Below are 18,095 nucleotides of genomic sequence, written 5' to 3' on the forward strand. Positions count from 1 at the left end.
TGTCCGACTACGCGCGCCACCTGGGGGGATGTCTGCTCGCCCGCGCGCCGGATCTCTGTCGTTCGAAGAAAGCGGACTGCCTGTATGAAGCCTGCCGTTTTTTTGTGTGTGAGCTTTGCGCTCTTGTCTGCTCTCTCGATGGCTTAGGGATGCCACGGGAATTCACGGGAAGCAACATAAATCTGCGCCCCAAGAACGGCACATCTGGTCCGGGAGGCCTGTGGAAAACTAAGTGTAGTAGAAATGCGACACCAAGCTTCGGCGCTATCTTGGCGACAAAAATGGCAAAAGCACAAAATGTTGACGTTCGGACAAGAGGGAACCACTACAAAGTGCTTCCCATCAAATCCCACGGACTGTCGAAATTTGTCCCCGAAACCCCTGCGACACAGCTGCACGAAGCAGCGAAAACCCCATCCACACGCCTACGGTTGCATAATAATGACAGTTTTTCCAGAAAAACTGATTCGGATCGTTAAATCTTTCCCGTGAGATTCCATGGCCGGGACCGATTCCATCCCGCGACCCATGATTTCCCGTGCCGACCCAGCCACAGCACGACCACCACACGGCCGCCGCACGCGCCACGCCCGCCCGGAGCCACATATGAAAAGAACCCCGCACAGGGCGGGGTTCGCACGGGATCGCACGGGACGATCGCAGGAAAAGGAGCGCGAGGAAAGAGACGCGGGAGAAGGGACGCAGCCTAGGCCATGCCGCCCGCGATCAGACCGCGGGCCAGGGCGGCATAGGCCTCGGCGATGGGCCCCTCATCCGCGGCGATGGGGCGGCCGGCATCGCCCGCCGTGCGCACCTCGAGCGCCAGCGGCACCTCGGCCAGAAGCGGCACGCCCATCTTCTGCGCCTCGGCCGCCACCCCGCCATGGCCGAAGGGATGGCTCTCGCCGCCGCAATGGGGACAGACAAAGACAGACATGTTCTCGATCAGCCCCAGCACCGGCACGCGCAGCCGCGCGAACATGTCGATGGCCCGGCGCGCGTCGATCAGCGCCACGTCCTGGGGCGTCGAGACCACCAGCGCCCCGTCCACCCGCGTCTTCTGCGCCATCGACAGCTGCACATCGCCCGTGCCCGGCGGCAGGTCGATGATCATCACGTCGCGTTCGCCCCAGTTCACCTGGAACATCATCTGCTGCATGGCGCCCATCAGCATCGGCCCGCGCCAGATCACCGCCGCATCGGGGTCGAGCATCAACCCCAGCGACATCATCGCCACGCCATGCGCCTCGACCGGTTCGAGCGTCTCGCCATCGGGCGAGGCCGGGCGGCGGTTCACCCCCATCATCATCGGCTGCGACGGGCCGTGGATATCGGCATCCAGAAGCGCGACCCGCCGCCCCTGCCGCGCCAGCGCCACCGCCAGGTTGGCCGAAACCGTGGACTTGCCCACGCCGCCCTTGCCCGAGGCCACCGCCAGAATGCGCGCCACCCCCGGCACCGGCTGCGCGGGCGCGGGCTTGGGATGCCCGCCGATCCGCGGCCCCGCGGCCTTGCCCGCGGGGGCGGCGGCGGCGGCGGGAGCGGCGGGCGCGGCGGCGGTGGTCACGACCGACACCCGCGTCACCCCCGGCACCTGCGCCAGCGCCGCCTCGATCTCGGGGCGCAGCGCCTCGAGCGCGCGCCCCTCGGCGGCATCAGCGGCCTCGAGCACGAAGGACACCACCCCTCCTTCGGTGATCCCGAGCGCGCGCACGAGATCGCGCGAGACCGGATCGCCGCCGGCCGGCAGCGCAATGCGGGAGAGAGCGGCAAGGATATCGGAACGCGAGGCGGACATGGGCGGGCTCCTGGTCTGATCGGCGCCGGGGCGGCGTCTGGGCAGCGGGCGTGTCGGCGGACGGATCGGCGGATCGGGACGCCGGCGGCGGGCAGAGGGACGGGCAGCGGGACGGGCCGCCGGCGCCACGCAAGCCCCGCCCCGCCAAGACGGGACCGGTCGGCCCGGTCGCGCCGCGGGCACGGCCGCTGACGTTCGGGGGGCAACATGGCGCGCCGGCCCCGGATCGACAAGGGCGCTCACGCGCCCGTGGCCGCCGGAACGTCGCCGGAGCGGCCCGGGAGCGCCCCCGACTCGGCCCCAGCCGCGCCGTGCCGCGCCATGCCGCCGAAGGGGCAGACATGCGCCAGCCGCATGCCGCGCCCGCCCCATCTTCCGCCATTGCCGCCGGATCGGGCAGAAATCGCGGCATGCCTGCGGCCCGATGTCTCGATCCCGCGCTGCAGACGCCGGAACCGGCCCTCCGCGACCATAGCGCGCTTGCCCCGCCCCCGCGCGGGGCGTTGGGTGGAAGGTTACCCCCGAAATAGGTCAGCATGGGTTATGCATTTGCTGCATGGCAGAAATGCCGACCCGAGGGATTGTGCGCGTGCAGCATAAAGGGCATTTTGACATCAACACCGCAGCCGCGGAGCGTGTCGAGGGGCGATTTCGTCCTAAGCGCGGACAGACCCGGCACGGCAGGACCGACAAACGACCAGGGGCGCCCATGGCTCTCGCTCAGAACATCAACGACGCTGCCGATCACGGCCTTGGCCACCGCATCGCGGGCCTGTTTGCCGCGTTCGAGGATGCGCGTCAACGCCGCCGCGTCTATCGCCAGACGCTGCGCGAGCTGAATGGTCTGACGACCCGCGAGCTGGCCGATCTGGGCCTGCACCGTTCGATGATCACCCGCGTGGCCTTCGAGGCCGCCTACGGGAAATAAGTTTCAGACTTTCCGAAGGCCCCTCCTCCTCCCTGGGCCTTGGAAACTTGGGCGGCACCCTCTCCTCCTCCTCCCTTGGGGGTGCCGCCGACCTTCTCCGGGGCCAGACCCCGAAACGGCACCGCGGTCCCTCCTCCTCCCTTGGGGTCGCGCACGACGCGGCGGCTCCATCCTCCTCCCCGGAGCCGCCGCCTCTTTCCCCCCGGCGGGAAATGCCGTATCTGGCCCCCGCGCTGCGGCGCATGGATTGACGCACGGCCCCTCCTCCTCCCTGGGCCGGACGTTCATGGCGGCGGTCCCCCTCCTCCTCCCTGGGGCCGCCGCCTTTTTCTTTTCCGCCCTCCCCTTTCACCGCATCCGCGCATGAAAAAGGCCCCGCGCGCTATCACGCGCGCATGGAAAAGGCCCCGCGCGCGGGGCCCTCATCCCGGATCGGGGCACGGATCAGGCCGACAGAACGCGGTCGGTCACGCCCTGGACGCGGCGCGAATCCTCCAGCCCCCAGGGGAAGGGCGCGCGCCCCTCGACCGCGGCGTCGAAGGCCTCGACCTGACGGACATATTGATTGACGCCGGGATAGCGCAGCACCGACACCGGCGCATCGGGGCGGTGCAATTCGATCTCGGCCTCGGCGAAGACGCCGGGATTGAACGGCGCGCGCAGCCGGATCAACCCGCCCGCGCCCTGAAACACCACCTCCTGACGCCCGAAAAGCCGCATCGAGATCAGTGCGTGATAGCTGAAGGCGGCCGCGGGCCCTTCGGGGCCGACGAAGCCCGCGCGCATGAAGGTGGTGGCGTCGATCCCGGCTTCCATCTCGCATTCGGCGGCCAACGGCGCCGGCAGCGCGCCCGTGGCCCAGATCACCGCGCCCCAGGCATAGATGCCGATGTCGCGCGCCGCACCGCCGCCGGTCTCGGGGCGATTGCGGATATTGGCGGGGTCGGGATTGTCGAAGGTGAAATGCACATCGACATGGCGCAGCCGCCCGATCTCGCCCGCCGCGATCCAGTCGCGGACCTGGCGCCATTGCGGATGGTGCACGATCATGAAGGCCTCGGCCAGTTCCAGCCCCGAGGCCTGGCGCGCCGCGATCAGCCGGTCGATCTGGCCGGCATGCATGGCCAGGGGCTTTTCGCACAGCACATGCTTGCCGGCGGCATTGGCCCGCAGCGCCCAGTCGACATGATCGGCATTGGCCAGCGGAATATAGACCGCGTCGACCCCCGGATCGGCCAGAAGCGCGTCGTAATCACCATGCACCGCAACCCCCGGCGCCAGCGCGGCGAAGGGCGCTGCACGTTCGGCCGCCTGCGAGGCCACCGCCGCCAGCCGCGCCCCGCGCGCCAGCTGGATTGCGGGCGCCATGTGCTTGAGCGCGAAATTCGACCCGCCCAGAATACCCCAGTTCAGCATGTCAGCCCCCCTCTTGCGCCGACCGCGCCCGATGCGCCTGCGCCGACAGATCCGCACAAGCGCGCCCGCGTTCGGCCCCCCGGATCCACTCCGCGGCGCGCGGCCCATCCTGCGCCCGGCCTGCGCCCGGCACAATCCCCCGCCAGGGCCGGCGCCATCACAATCGGCCGACGCGGGCGGCCATGCGGGCTTGGCCTTCCCCCGGCCACGCGCTAGGAACAAGGCGATATGCGCCCCGCGCCGGGGGCCATGCCGTGCCCCCGAGGCCGCGCATCCGCATCCTGGCCGCGCCGAACTGGGATGACGACCGACATGCCGATGGAAAAGACCTTCTCGCCCGCCGAGGCCGAAGCCCGCATCATTCGCAAATGGGCCGACGCCAATGCCTTCGCCGCCGGCGCCAATGCCTCGCGCGAGGACACGTTCTGCATCATGATCCCGCCGCCCAACGTCACGGGCAGCCTGCACATGGGGCATGCGTTCAACAACACGCTTCAGGACATTCTGGTCCGCTGGCACCGGATGCGCGGCTTTGACACGCTGTGGCAGCCCGGCCAGGACCATGCCGGCATCGCCACGCAAATGGTGGTCGAGCGCGAGCTGGCCCGCACCCAGCAGCCCTCGCGCCGCGAGATGGGCCGCGAGGCCTTTCTCGAGAAGGTCTGGGAATGGAAGGAAAAATCCGGCGGCACCATCATCGAGCAGCTCAAGCGGCTGGGGGCCTCGTGCGATTGGACGCGCAACGCCTTCACGATGGATGCGCATTTCCAGCGCGCCGTCATCAAGGTCTTTGTCGAGATGTATGACAAGGGCCTGATCTACCGCGGCAAGCGGCTGGTCAACTGGGACCCCCATTTCGAGACCGCGATTTCCGACCTCGAGGTCGAGAACATCGAGGTCCAGGGCCACATGTGGCACTTCAAGTATCCGCTGGCCGGCGGCGAGACCTATACCTATGTCGAGCGCGACGAACACGGCAAGATCGTGTTCCAGGAAGAGCGCGACTATATCTCGATCGCCACCACCCGCCCCGAGACCATGCTGGGCGACGGCGCGGTCGCGGTGCACCCCTCGGACGAACGCTATGCGCCCATCGTCGGCAAGCTCTGCGAGATCCCGGTCGGGCCGCGCGAACACCGCCGCCTGATCCCGATCATCACCGACGAATATCCCGACCCGACCTTCGGCTCGGGCGCGGTCAAGATCACCGGCGCGCATGACTTCAACGACTATGGCGTGGCCAGCCGCAACGGTATCCCCATGTACCGGCTGATGGACACCAAGGCGCAGATGCGCGCCGACGGCCTGCCCTATGCCGATTGCGCCGCGCGCGCCCAGGAAATCGCCAATGGCGTGCCCTTCACCGCCGCCGAGGTGGACGGGCTGAACCTCGTGCCCGACGATCTGCGCGGGCTCGACCGTTTCGAGGCGCGCAAGCGCGTGGTCGAACAGATCACCGCCGAGGGCCTGGCGGTGATGACCCTCGACGACGAGGGCAATTCCGTGCCGCTGGTCGAATCGAAGCCGATCATGCAGCCCTTCGGCGACCGCTCGAAAGTGGTCATCGAGCCGATGCTGACCGACCAGTGGTTCGTCGACACCGCCCGCATCGTCGGCCCGGCGCTTGACGCGGTGCGCAGCGGGCGCACCCAGATCCTGCCCGAACGCGACGCCAAGGTCTATTTCCACTGGCTCGAGAACATCGAACCCTGGTGCATCTCGCGGCAATTGTGGTGGGGCCACCAGATCCCGGTCTGGTATGGGCTCGACCTTGGCAAGCATGCGGCCGAAGGCGGCAGCGGCGATCTGGATCTGGTCGATCTGCTGCGCCTTCTCAACGAAGGCGGCATGCTCCACGCCGGCGAGGTGCAGCATTGCGCCCCCGATTTCGACGCCGTGGCCGATGCCTTCCGCGACGAGATCGCCGACACGCCCGCGCCGATCAGCCATGCCCGCATCGTCGAGGTGGCCGACAAGCATGCCGCCATCGAGATGCTGGCCCAGAGCCTGGCGGACTATACCGTTTCGGAAGATCCGACCCAGCTGGTCTATCCCGTCTGGCGCGACCCGGACGTTCTGGACACCTGGTTCTCGTCGGGGCTGTGGCCGATCGGCACGCTGGGCTGGCCCGCGCCCACGCCGGAATTGCAGAAATACTTCCCCACCGATGTGCTGATCACCGGCTTCGACATCATCTTCTTCTGGGTCGCCCGGATGATGATGATGCAACTGGCGCTGGTCGATGAGGTGCCCTTCCGCACGGTCTACGTGCATGCGCTGGTGCGCGACGAGAAGGGCAAGAAGATGTCCAAGTCGCTGGGCAACGTGCTCGACCCGCTGGAATTGATCGACGAATACGGCGCCGATGCGGTGCGCTTCACGCTGACCGCGATGGCGGCGATGGGGCGCGACCTGAAGCTGTCGACCTCGCGCATCGCGGGCTATCGCAACTTTGGCACCAAGCTGTGGAACGCCACCCGCTTTGCCGAGATGAACGGCGTCTTCGAGATGCGCCCCGAGACCCGGCCCACGCCCGGTCATGCCGTCAACCGCTGGATCATCGGCGAGACCGCCCGCGTGCGCGAGACCGTGGACGAGGCGCTGGCCGCCTATCGCTTCAACGATGCCGCCAATGCGCTCTATGCCTTTGTCTGGGGCAAGGTCTGCGACTGGTATGTCGAATTCGCCAAGCCGCTGTTTGATGGCGACGACGCGGCCGAAACCCGCGCCACCATGGCCTGGGTGCTGGACCAGTGCTACGTGATGCTGCATCCCTTCATGCCCTTCATCACCGAAGAGCTGTGGGATCTGACAGGCAATCGCGGCAAGCTTCTGGCCCATGCCGACTGGCCGCACTACGGCGCCGAGCTGATCGACGCCGACGCCGACCGCGAGATCAACTGGGTCATCGCCCTGATCGAGGAAATCCGGTCGGTGCGCGCCCAGATGGGGGTGCCGGTGGCCGCCAAGCTGGAGATGATCGTGACCGAGGCCGATGCCGACGCCCAGGCGGCGCTGGCGCGCAACGAGGCGATGATCTTCCGCCTGGCCCGGATCGAGACGCGCAGCGAAGGCGTGGCGCCCAAGGGGGCGGTGACGCTGGCCCTGCCCGGCGCCACGGTTGCGCTGCCGCTTCAGGGCGTGATCGACGTGGCCGCCGAGAAGGCGCGCCTGGAAAAGGCGCTGGCCAAGCTGCAAAAGGATCTGGCCGGCATCCACGGGCGCCTGTCGAACCCGAAATTCATCGAAAGCGCCCCCGAGGACGTGGTCGAGGAAGCCCGCGAACGCCAGGCCGCGCTGGGCGAGGAGGGCGACAAGCTTGCCGCCGCGCTGGCGCGTCTGGCCGAGATGGCCTGAGCCGCACCCGCCGGACCAGCACGGAAAACGCCGCGCGTCCCTTCGCGCGGCGTTTCGCGTTGCGGCGCTCCGCTGTCAGGCGGCTGCTTGCCGTTCGGGGGGATTTGCGGTTTGCTGTCCCCGTCTTCCGCCCGCATTCGTCGATCCCGATCCAAGGAGTGTCCATCTTGACGCAAGCCGCCCCGACGCCCGCCCCCGGCCCCCGCTACACGCGGCTTGTGGCCGAGCTGCCCGCCTCGGTGCCCTTCGTCGGCCCCGAGGCCCAGGAGCGCGCCGCGGGCCGGCCCTTCCGGGCGCGTCTGGGGGCCAATGAAAACGGCTTTGGTCCCAGCCCGCGCGCCATTGCCGCCATGGCCGAAGCCGCGGCGGGCGCCTGGATGTATGGCGATTCGCTCAGCCACGACCTGCGCAACGCGCTGGCCGCCCATCACGGCTGCGCGCCCGAAAACGTCATCGTCGGCGAAGGCATCGACGGGCTTCTGGGCAATCTGGTGCGGCTGGTGGTGGCGCCCGGCGACCGGGTGGTGACCTCGGCCGGGGCCTATCCGACCTTCAATTATCATGTCGCGGGCTTTGGCGGCGAACTGGTCTGCGTGCCCTACCGCGGCGACGCCGAAGATCCGCAAGCCCTGATCGCGCGCGCCGCCGCAGCGGATGCCAAGCTGGTCTATATCTCGAACCCCGACAACCCGATGGCCAGCCATCACGGCCCCCAGGTGATCCTCGACATGCTGGCCGCGGTGCCGCCCGGCTGCGTCATGGTCCTGGACGAGGCCTATATCGAATTCGCCCCCGACGGCACCGCCCCCGCGATCGACCCCGACGATCCGCGCGTGATCCGGATGCGCACCTTTTCAAAGGGATACGGGCTTGCCGGCGCGCGCGTCGGCTATGCGCTGGGCGCACCCGGCCTGATCGCGGCCTTCGACAAGATCCGCAACCATTTCGGCATGTCGCGGGTCAGCCAGGCCGGGGCGCTGGCCGCGCTGCACGATCAGGACTGGCTGGCTGCGACCTGCGCCAAGGTCGCCCGCGCCCGCGCGCGCATAGAGGCGATCGCCGCCGAAAACGGGCTTGGCGCCCTGCCCTCGGCCACCAATTTCGTGGCCATCGACTGCGGCGGCGACGGGGCGCTGGCCACGCGCGTGCTGCACGAGCTGGCCGCGCGCGCGATCTTCGTGCGCAAGCCGTCGGTGGCGCCGCAAGATCGCTGCATCCGCGTCAGCTGCGGCCCCGATGCCGAGCTGGACGCCCTGGCCGAGGCCCTGCCCGACGCGCTGGCCGCCGCCCGCGGCTGACGCCCTCTTGCCCGGCGCCCTTTTGGCCGGACACGCTTTCGTGTGTGCCGGGTTCTTGACGGGCAGGCTCAAATTCATACATTCATGATACATGATTTGAGCCGGAGACAGCCGTGAAACAAAGCCTTCTGATGGAAAAATACCCGGTTTTCGAACTGGAACTGCCGAAATCGGAAACCTCGCTGGGTGATGTCGACGCGGTGATCGCGGCGCTGAAAGCCCGGATCGACGCCCATCCCAAGGTCGCCTTCATCGCCACCTTCGACCATCACGCCCACACCACCGCCATCGGCGGCGAGATCGCCCCCACGATCGCGGCGGCCAAGAACATCGTCTTCTGCTTCGGGATCAAGCTGCCCAATCCGCATGTGCTGGCGGTGCGTCCGCGCTCGATCGGCGTGGCGGACATGGGCGATCACTTCCACATCAGCTTCCTCGAGCCGCCGATGGAGCTGGCGACGACCGAGATGGAAGCCTGGTGCAAGGCCCTGGCCGACCGCGCCGCAAGCTGACCGATCGGCCCCGTCTCCGGCCCGAGGGGCGGGCCGGGGCCAGCCGGCGGCCCGAAGGCCCAAGCTCGGGCCGCCGGACCTTTCCCCTGCGCCCGGACCGGGATCCGGCGCGCGGGGGGCGAGGCTTCGTCGGGGCGTCCACAGCCGCCCCGCGACACGAGATGACGATTACGCAAGATGACGGGGCGGGGCGCTTTCACGTGGCAGGCTCAGGGTCACGCAAGATGAAAGGCCCGACGCGTCGTCTTCACGGCGGTGGTGCATGCCCTCCGGTGCACCACCGCCTTTTTTTGTGAATGACGTGGCAGGGCGCGCGGGACGATGCCCCCCCGAACGAGGCGGGCGCGCGCCCTGCGCGGGCGTCTATTCCGCCGCCTGCCCCCCGCCCGCCTGCCCGCCCGCCTGACCGCCCACCTGCCCGCCGCGCGCGATTTCGGCGGCGGCCGCGGCCAGCCCCCCCGCCCCATGGGTGATGCCCAGCGCCTGAAGCCCTGCCTCCATCACCGACAGAACGCCCAGCGTCATATGCGCGCTGACATGGCCCATATGCGCCACGCGCAGGAAATCCCCGAAGGCGGGGCTGCGGGGCTCGGCCATGCCCAGACCGATGCCCAGCGTCACGCCGGCCTCGGCCTCGCACCAGGCGCGCAGCCGCTCGGCGCCGCCGCCCCCGATCCGCGCCGCGGTGACCGAAGCCGCCCGATAACGCCGGTCGGCCACGTTCAGCGCGATGTCGCAGCCCGCCCCCGCCCCGGCGATGCCCCAGGTCTCGAAGGCGGCCCAGACGGCGGCGGACAGGCGCGCATGGCGGGCCCAGACGGCCTCGATCCCCTCTTCGTCCAGGATCATCGTCAGCGATTCGCGCAGGCCGAACAGGTGGTGCGTCGGCGCCGTGCCGCAGAAGTTCTGCCAGAATTCGGCGGCGCCCACGCGCCGCTCCCAATCCCAATAGGGCGTGCGCAGATCCGACCCGTGACAGGCCGCCAGCGCCCGGTCCGAGATCCACAGAAAGCCCAGCCCCGGCGGCACCATCAGCCCTTTCTGGCTGGCCGAGACCAGCACGTCGACGCCCCAGAGATCCATCTCCATCACGTCGCAACCCAGCGAGGCAATCGCATCGACCGCCAGAAGCGCGGGGTGGCCCGCCGCATCCATCGCCGCGCGCAGGGCGGGAATGTCGTTGCGGATCGAGGTCGCGGTGTCGACATGGCTGACCAGGACCGCGCGGATGCGCCGGTCGGTGTCGGCGCGCAAGGCGGCCTCAAGGCGGGCGGGGTCGGCGGGGTGCGACAGGCCGAAGTCGATCACCTCGACATCCACCCCCATCGCACGGGCCGATTCGGCCCAGCCGAGCCCGAAGCGCCCCGTCGCCAGAACCAGCGCCCGATCCCCGCGCGAGAAGAGGTTGGCATTCGCCGCCTCCCAGGTGCCGTGGCCGTTGGCGATATAGATCGCCACGTTCTGCGTGGTGCGCGCCACCCGCCGCAGGTCGGGCTTGATCCCGGCCAGCATGTCCACGATCTCGCCGGCATAGATGTTGGGCGCGGGGCGGTGCATCGCCGCCAGCACCCGGTCGGGCATGGTCGAGGGGCCGGGGATGGCAAGATAGGGGCGTCCGTAGGCAAGGCTCATCGGGGGGACTCCATCAAACTATGGTTCTGGCTAAGCCCCGCGCGCGGGCGGGTCAACGCCGCGTGCAAGGGGCCGCGTGCACGGGGCCGCGTGCAAGGGGCCCGCCGCATGGCCCGGATGCCGCGCGCGCAAGAAGGCCCGCCGCGGCACGCTTGCACGCGAAGGGGCAAGCCGCTATCCCCGACGCCACCCGCAAGGCCGCGCCCCTTCCGCGCGCGGCGCGACATGAGGGCCCCTTCCCCGTGACCGACCCGACGCCGCCCAAAGCCACCGACGCCCCCGCCGACAAGAACCGGGGCACGCCCCCCGAGCCCGTGCTGAGCATCCCCGGAACGGGCCGCGCGGCGGATTACGACTCGTGGCCGCTTCTGCGCCGTCTGTGGCGCGACTATCTGCATGCACAGCTGGGCTGGATGATCCTGGCCGGGCTGTTCATGGCGATCGAGGGCTCGACGCTGGGCGCGCTGAGCTATCTGCTCCAGCCGCTCTTCGACAAGGTCTTCGCGGGCGGCAACCATGGCTTCGTCTGGCTGGTGGGCGGCGCGATCCTGATGCTGTTCGTCATCCGCGCGGGCACCTCGATCGGCTATCAGACGCTGCTGACGCGGATCTCGCTGGGGTCTTCGACGGCGATGCAGGTGGATCTGTTCCGCCACCTGCTGACGCTCGATGCGGCCTTTTTCCTGCGCAACCCGCCCGGCGCGCTGATCGAACGCGTGCAGGGCGACACGATGGCGGTTCAGGGCGTGTGGCGGGTGTTCATCACCGGCGCCGGGCGCGACACGATCTCGCTGGTGGCGCTGGCCTCGGTCGCGGTCAGCATCGACCCGGTCTGGACGCTGACCGCGGTGGTGGGGGCGCCGGCGCTGATCGTGCCCACGGCGCTGGTGCAACGCTATATCCGGCGCAAGACCTCGGCCATGCGCGAGCAATCGGGCCAGCGCGCCACCCGCCTGGACGAGGTGCTGCACGGCATCGCCTCGGTGCGGCTGAACCGGATGGAAGCCTATCAGACCGACCGCTTCGCTCGCATCGTCGATGCGATCCGCGTCACCCAGATCAAGACCGCCGCTTCGGCCGCGGCGATCCCGGCGCTGATCGACGTGGTGACGGGGCTGGGCTTCTTCGGGGTGCTGATGCTGGCCTCGGGCGACATCATCGCGGGCACGCGCTCGGTGGGGGAATTCATGTCCTTCTTCGCGGCGATGGCGCTGGCCTTCCAGCCGCTGCGCCGCCTGGGCGGGCTGTCGGGCACCTGGCAGACCGCCGCGGCCAGCCTCGAGCGGATCTATCGCCTTCTCGACACCGCGCCCACGATCCGCGACCCGGCCCAGCCGCGCACGCCCCCCGCCGGCGCCCCCGAGATCCGGCTGTCGGGCGTGCATCTGGCCTATGACGGCACGCCGGTCCTGCGCGGGCTGGATTTCACCGCCGCACCGGGCCAGACCACCGCCATCGTCGGGCCTTCGGGTGCGGGCAAGAGCACGGTCTTCAACCTGCTGACGCGCATGGTCGATCCCGATCAGGGCGCGGTCACGGTGGGCGGCGTCGATGTGCGTGCGCTGCGCCTGGCCGATCTGCGCGGGCTGTTCGCGCTGGTCGCGCAGGAAACCGCGCTCTTTGACGAGACCATCGCCGAGAACATCCTTCTGGGGCGCCAGGACGTGCCCCCCGAAAAGCTGGCCCGCGCGCTCGAGGCCGCGCATGTCACGGGCTTCCTGCCGATGCTGCCGCGCGGCATCGAGACCCCGGCCGGGCCGCGCGGTGCGGCCCTTTCGGGCGGGCAGCGCCAGCGCGTGGCGATCGCGCGCGCGATCCTGCGCGACGCGCCGGTCCTGCTGCTCGACGAGGCGACCTCGGCGCTCGATGCCGCCTCCGAGGCCGAGGTTCAGGCCGCGCTCGAGACCGCCGCGCGCGGACGCACCACGCTGGTGATCGCGCATCGTCTGGCCACGGTGCGCGGCGCCGACAAGATCATCGTGCTCGATCACGGCCGGGTGGTCGAGGAAGGCACGCATGACGACCTGATGCGCCGCGACGGCACCTATGCCGCGCTCTGCCGGATGCAGTTCACCGACTGACGCGATGCGCAGCACCGGCGGCCCCCCGGCCGCATCCCTGCCGCATCGGGGAAATGCCGGGGCGAGAGGCGGTTTTTTCGGCGCGCCCCCTTTCCCAAGGGGGCGTCCCGCCCCATCATCACCCTGAAACGGAGGGCCTGAGCATGACCGAGCCTCGCAGCATCCTGAGCCTGACCGGCGCCGACGTGATCCCCTTCCTCCAGGGGCTGGTCAGCAATGACCTGCGCCACCTCGACCGCAGCGCCGTCCACACCGCGCTGCTGACCCCGCAGGGCAAGTATCTGGCCGATTTCTTCGTGATCGGCCGCCCGGACGGGGCGCTGATCGACGTGGATGCGCGGCTGGAACAGGATCTGGTGCGGCGGCTGTCGATGTACAAGCTGCGCGCCGATGTCACCATCGCCCCCAGCCCCGAAGGCGTGATCTGCGGCACCGGCCCCGCCCCGGACGGCGCGCTGAGCGATCCGCGCCACCCCGGCATGGGCTGGCGGCTCTATGGCACCGACCTGCCGCCGCAGCCGGACGGCATCGACTGGGACGCGCTGCGGGTGGCCCATGTCGTGCCCGCGACGCTGGTCGAGCTGATCCCGAACGAGAGCTATATCCTCGAGGCCGGGTTCGAACGCCTGCACGGCGTCGATTTCCGCAAGGGCTGCTATGTCGGCCAGGAGGTCACCGCGCGGATGAAGCACAAGACCGAACTGAAGCGCGGGCTGGTGCGGGTTGCGATCGCGGGCACGCCCCCCGCCCCCGGCACCGCCATCGAGACGGGCGCGGGCCGCGAGGTCGGGCGGCTGACCACCGTTTCGGGCCAGGCGGGGCTGGCGATGCTGCGCCTGGACCACGCCGCCGAGGATCTGCACGCAGGCGGCGCCCGCATCACGCTTGGCCCCGATCCGGCCTGACCCCCAAGGCCCCCGCCCGCGTGGCAGAGCGTCGCACGGGCCCCACGGCAAAGGGGCCAGCAATGGGGGCCAGCGCGCCGCAGCGCGGCAAGACCGGGCCCCGCGGCGGGCAATCCGCGCCGGCCGGCGTCCGGCCCCCGGCGCCGCAGTGCAGCGCCGCCCCTGCCCGGACAGCGCCGCGCCCAAACGGTAAATTTTTTGTGCAGACGCCCCGATTTCCGCATGTTAGCGTTTTCATGCCGAGATCATGATCGCTTCTGCCGTGACAATGACCGTTTCGCATACGCCCCCGCCGGCCTGGCTGGCCATCGCCGTCAAGACGTGGTTCCGCGTCAGGCACGGCGGCGCCTGGCCGCCCCCGTCCGACGGGCCCGTGGTCTTCGTGGCCAACCATCTCAGCCTGATCGACGCGCCCCTGATCGCGCTTCTGGCCGGGCGGCGCTGTCTGGTGGCGATGCATGCCCACCCGCCCCAGCACGGGATCGCCGGCTGGCTGTGGCGCCGCGCCGGGGTCGAGCGGCTGGACGTGAACGACCCCCATCAGCTGCGCGACTTCCTGCACCGCGTGCGCGCCGGCGAAAGCGCCATCGTCTTTCCCGAGGCCCGCATGTCGCGCCACGGCGCGCTGATGAAGGTCTATCCCGAGGCCGCCAAGCTGGTGCGTTCGACCCGCGCGCCGGTGGTGCCCGTCCATCTCGAGGGGACCGAACTGTCGGTCTGGTCGCCCGAAAAGGCGGGCCAGCCCCGGCGCTGGCGCCCGCGGGTGCATGTCGAGATCGGCGCCCCCCGGCCACTGGCTGCCGAGGGCGAGAGCCAGGGCGCCACCGGCAACGTGCTGGGCGACCTGCTCGAGGAGACGCGCTTCCGCGCGCTCAGCCGCTGGTCGAGCGTGCCGGCGGTGCTGGCGGAAACCGCGCGGCGACTGGGCGGGGGGCTGCGGGTCATCGAAGACCCGCTGGGCAACGCGCTGACCTTCCGGCGCATCTTCATCGCCGCCGCGGCGCTGGGCGAACGGCTGCGCCGGCGCACCGACCCCGCCGAGATCGTGGGCGTGCTGCTGCCGGGCGTGGCCACCGTTCCGGCCGTGCTCTGCGCGCTCTGGCGCGAGGGGCGGGTGCCGGCGCTTCTCAATCCCACGCTGGGGCCGGGACCGGCGCGCGGGGCGCTGGGCGTGGCCGGTATCCGCCGGGTTCTGAGCAGCCGCGCCTTCGTCGAACAGGCCGATCTGGGGCCGATGATCCGCCGCTTCGAGGAAGACGGGATCGAGCTGATCTGGACCGAGGATCTGCGCGCCGAGATCGGCACCGGGCGCCGCCTTCTGGCCGCCCTTGCGTCGCTGCGCCAGCGCCGGATCCCGCGCGAAACCCCGGCGGTGGTGCTGTTCACCTCGGGCACGGAAGGCGCGCCCAAGGCGGTGCTGCTCAGCCACGCCAACCTTCTGGCCAATGTGGCGCAGCTGCGCGCGCGCACCGATGTCGCGCCCGCCGACCGGGTGCTGACGGCGCTGCCGCTCTTTCATGCGCTGGGGCTGACGGGGGGCCTTCTCTTCCCGCTGGTCTGCGGAGCGCGCACGCTGATCTACCCCACGCCGCTGCATTACAAGGTCATTCCCGAACTGGCCTATGCGCATCAGGCCACGATCATCTTCGGCACCGACACCTTTCTTGCCGGTTGGGGCCGGCGCGCCGATCCGCATGATTTCGCCTCGGTGCGCGCGGCCATCGCCGGGGCCGAGCCGGTCAAGCCCTCGACCCGGACACTGTGGATCGACCGCTTCGGCGTGCGCATCATCGAAGGCTATGGCGCCACCGAAGCCGCGCCGGTGCTGGCGCTCAACACCCCCACCTGCGACCGTTTCGGCACCGTGGGGCAGTTCCTGCCCGGCATCGAGACGCGGCTCGAACAGGTGCCCGGCATCCCCGGCGCGCGGCTCTGGGTGCGCGGCCCCAACGTGATGCTGGGCTACATGCGCGCCGATCGTCCCGGCGTGCTCGAGCCCCTGACCGACGGCTGGTATGACACCGGCGACGCGGTCTCGATCACGCCCGACGGCTTTGTCACGCTGGAAGGGCGGATCAAGCGGTTCGCCAAGATCGGCGGCGAGATGGTGTCGCTGGCGGCGGTCGAACGGCTGGCCGCACAGACCTGGCCCGAGGCCTCGGTCGCGGCGATCGCGCTGCCCGATGCCCGCAAGGGCGAGCGGATCGTTCTGGCCGTGGTGGGCACGCAGCCCCGGCGCGCCGCCCTTCAGGAGCGCGCGCGCGCCGAGGGCCTGGGCGAATTGCTGCTGCCCGCCGAGATCGTGGCGCTGGACGAGATCCCGCTTCTGGCCTCGGGCAAGACGAATTACCCCGAACTCACCCGCCGCCTGACCGAGGTCGCGCAGGCGCAGGCGTCCTGACGCGCCGGAGGGAGAGGCCAGACGGGGGGGGCCAGACGGGAGGCCCAGACGGGGAGGGGGGAGGCCAGACGCCGCAGGGTCGTGCCAACGACATCTCGGGGCCCTAGATTGACGAGAACCGCCCCCAATCGCCCCGGACCCCAGGCACGACACCATGCAAAGCCCCGATCCCGGACCCTCAGATCCCGGCACCTCTGGCCCCGGCTCCTCTGGCCCCGCGACGCCCCCCCCGACCGCCCCCCAGACCGCCCCGCCGGCTTCGCCGCGCCGGACCGATCCGCCGCGGCGCACCTCCAGCCTGTCGCGGCGGCGGATCGGGCTGGTTCTCGGGGCGGCGCTCTTTGCGGGCATGCTCTGGATCGGCCCGCCCGCGGGGATGGAGCGCACCGCCTGGCAGGTCGCGGCGCTGACCGGGCTCATGGCGCTGTGGTGGGTGACCGAAGCCCTGCCCATCGCGGCCACGGCGCTTTTGCCGGTGGCCCTCTTGCCGGTGATGGGGGCAGCCAGCCTGCACGAGGCCGCGGCCCCCTATGCCAATCCGCTGATCTTCCTGTTCCTGGGCGGCTTCCTGATCGCCGAGGCGATCCAGCGCTGGAACCTGCACCAGAGGATCGCGCTGGTGATCCTGGGGCTGGCCGGGCAGCGTCCCGACCGGCTGGTGGGCGGGTTCATGCTGGCCGCGGCGGGGCTGAGCATGTGGGTGTCGAACACCGCAACCGCCGCGCTGATGCTGCCGATCGGGCTGTCGGTGCTGCGCATGGTCGAAAGCGACCGCGATGCCCCCTCCGATCACAGCGGCACCAACTCGGGCCATCACACCGGGGCGGCGCTGATGCTGGGGATCGCCTTCGGCGCCAATATCGGCGGCATGGCCACGCTGATCGGCAGCCCGCCCAACGCGCTGCTGGCGGCCTTCATGGCCGACCGCTGGGGCCTTGAGGTGGGCTTTCTCGACTGGATGGCGGTGGCCTTGCCGGTGGCGCTGGTGCTTCTGGTTGCGGCGTGGTGGGTGCTCTGCCGTGCCGCCTTCCGGGTGCCGCGGCAAGGCGTGGCGGGCATCGGCGCGCTGATCGCGTCGCGCCGCGCCGCCCTGGGGCCGATGCGACAGGCCGAAGCGGGCGTGGCGGTGGTGTTCGTCGCGGTGGCGCTGGCCTGGGTGTTCCGCCCCGCGCTTGACGCAGCCCTGCCGGGGATCGCGCTGTCGGACCCGGCCATTGCCATGATCGGGGCGCTGGTGCTGTTCCTTCTGCCCGCGGGCGGGGGCAGCGGACGCGCGCTCCTGACCTGGGAAGACACCGCGCGCCTGCCCTGGGGGGTGCTGGTCCTGGTCGGCGGCGGGCTGTCGCTGGGCGAGGCGATCGGCACCAGCGGCCTGGCCGCCGATCTGTCGGGGGCGATGGCGGGGCTGGCGGCCTGGCCCGGCTGGCTTCTGGTGGTGGCGGTGGCGGCGGGCGCGATGACGCTGAGCCATGTCACCTCGAACACCGCCACGGCGGCGACGCTGATCCCGCTGGCCAGCGCGCTGGCGGTCACGCTGGACATGGCACCGCTGATGCTGACGTTGCCGGTGGCGCTGGCGGCCTCGTGCGCATTCATGCTGCCGGTGGCGACACCGCCCAATGCCATCGTCTTTGCCAGCGGCCATCTGAGCGTGCCCGAGATGGCGCGCGCGGGCTGGCGGCTGAGCGCGGTGGCGCTGGTGCTGATCGCGGCGGCGGTGGTCGGGATGGGCGCCTGGGGACTCCTGCCGGCCGGCGGCTGAGACCG

General features: G+C 70.4%; 11 protein-coding genes. 8 read left to right on the plus strand and 3 right to left on the minus strand.

Annotation, left to right across the window (positions count from 1 at the left end):
* Positions 1–706 precede the first annotated feature (706 nt).
* Positions 707–1,798, minus strand: coding sequence for an Mrp/NBP35 family ATP-binding protein (locus tag BW949_RS01620; RefSeq protein ID WP_076363173.1), 1,092 nt, complete (start codon positions 1,796–1,798; stop codon positions 707–709).
* 709 nt (positions 1,799–2,507) lie between these two features.
* Between BW949_RS01620 and BW949_RS01625 the strand changes: the two genes are divergently transcribed.
* A complete protein-coding gene (locus tag BW949_RS01625; protein WP_076363174.1) occupies positions 2,508–2,726 on the plus strand; it encodes a DUF1127 domain-containing protein in 219 nt (72 codons plus the stop codon).
* A 444-nt stretch (positions 2,727–3,170) separates the two neighbouring features.
* On the opposite strand, the gene BW949_RS01630 is transcribed toward BW949_RS01625, so the two are convergent.
* Positions 3,171–4,142 carry a Gfo/Idh/MocA family protein gene (locus BW949_RS01630; RefSeq protein ID WP_076363175.1) on the minus strand — a complete coding sequence of 324 codons (972 nt, stop codon included), beginning with the start codon at positions 4,140–4,142 and terminating at the stop codon, positions 3,171–3,173.
* 312 nt (positions 4,143–4,454) lie between these two features.
* On the opposite strand from BW949_RS01630, the gene BW949_RS01635 reads away from it, so the two are divergent.
* The 3 genes from BW949_RS01635 (at position 4,455) to BW949_RS01645 (ending at position 9,309) form a co-directional block, all read left to right on the plus strand.
* The gene (locus BW949_RS01635; RefSeq protein WP_076363176.1) at positions 4,455–7,499 is read left to right on the plus strand and encodes a valine--tRNA ligase; all 3,045 of its coding nucleotides are present in this window, start codon (positions 4,455–4,457) and stop codon (positions 7,497–7,499) included.
* A 167-nt stretch (positions 7,500–7,666) separates the two neighbouring features.
* On the plus strand, positions 7,667–8,797 hold the full coding sequence (locus BW949_RS01640; protein ID WP_076363177.1) for a pyridoxal phosphate-dependent aminotransferase: 1,131 nt from the start codon (positions 7,667–7,669) through the stop codon (positions 8,795–8,797).
* A gap of 113 nt (positions 8,798–8,910) precedes the next feature.
* Positions 8,911–9,309 (plus strand): DUF6858 family protein, encoded by a 399-nt coding sequence (locus tag BW949_RS01645; protein ID WP_076363178.1) that lies wholly within the window; start codon positions 8,911–8,913, stop codon positions 9,307–9,309.
* A gap of 363 nt (positions 9,310–9,672) precedes the next feature.
* Here BW949_RS01645 and BW949_RS01650 read toward each other — a convergent pair whose 3' ends face one another.
* Positions 9,673–10,941, minus strand: coding sequence for a pyridoxal-phosphate-dependent aminotransferase family protein (locus BW949_RS01650; protein WP_076363179.1), 1,269 nt, complete (start codon positions 10,939–10,941; stop codon positions 9,673–9,675).
* A 323-nt stretch (positions 10,942–11,264) separates the two neighbouring features.
* On the opposite strand from BW949_RS01650, the gene BW949_RS01655 reads away from it, so the two are divergent.
* From BW949_RS01655 to BW949_RS01670, 4 genes are all read left to right on the plus strand, one after another.
* Positions 11,265–13,022: an ABC transporter ATP-binding protein gene (locus BW949_RS01655; protein ID WP_076363680.1), complete on the plus strand. Its 1,758-nt coding sequence runs from the start codon at positions 11,265–11,267 to the stop codon at positions 13,020–13,022.
* Between the two features lie 143 nt (positions 13,023–13,165).
* On the plus strand, positions 13,166–13,927 hold the full coding sequence (ygfZ, locus tag BW949_RS01660; RefSeq protein ID WP_076363180.1) for a CAF17-like 4Fe-4S cluster assembly/insertion protein YgfZ: 762 nt from the start codon (positions 13,166–13,168) through the stop codon (positions 13,925–13,927).
* A gap of 247 nt (positions 13,928–14,174) precedes the next feature.
* The gene (locus BW949_RS01665) at positions 14,175–16,328 is read left to right on the plus strand and encodes an AMP-binding protein (RefSeq protein WP_083947519.1); all 2,154 of its coding nucleotides are present in this window, start codon (positions 14,175–14,177) and stop codon (positions 16,326–16,328) included.
* A 154-nt stretch (positions 16,329–16,482) separates the two neighbouring features.
* The gene (locus tag BW949_RS01670; protein WP_083947520.1) at positions 16,483–18,090 is read left to right on the plus strand and encodes an SLC13 family permease; all 1,608 of its coding nucleotides are present in this window, start codon (positions 16,483–16,485) and stop codon (positions 18,088–18,090) included.
* The last annotated feature ends 5 nt before the right edge of the window (positions 18,091–18,095 follow it).

The sequence above is a fragment of the Phaeovulum vinaykumarii genome (assembly GCF_900156695.1).
GTDB lineage: Bacteria > Pseudomonadota > Alphaproteobacteria > Rhodobacterales > Rhodobacteraceae > Bieblia_A > Bieblia_A vinaykumarii.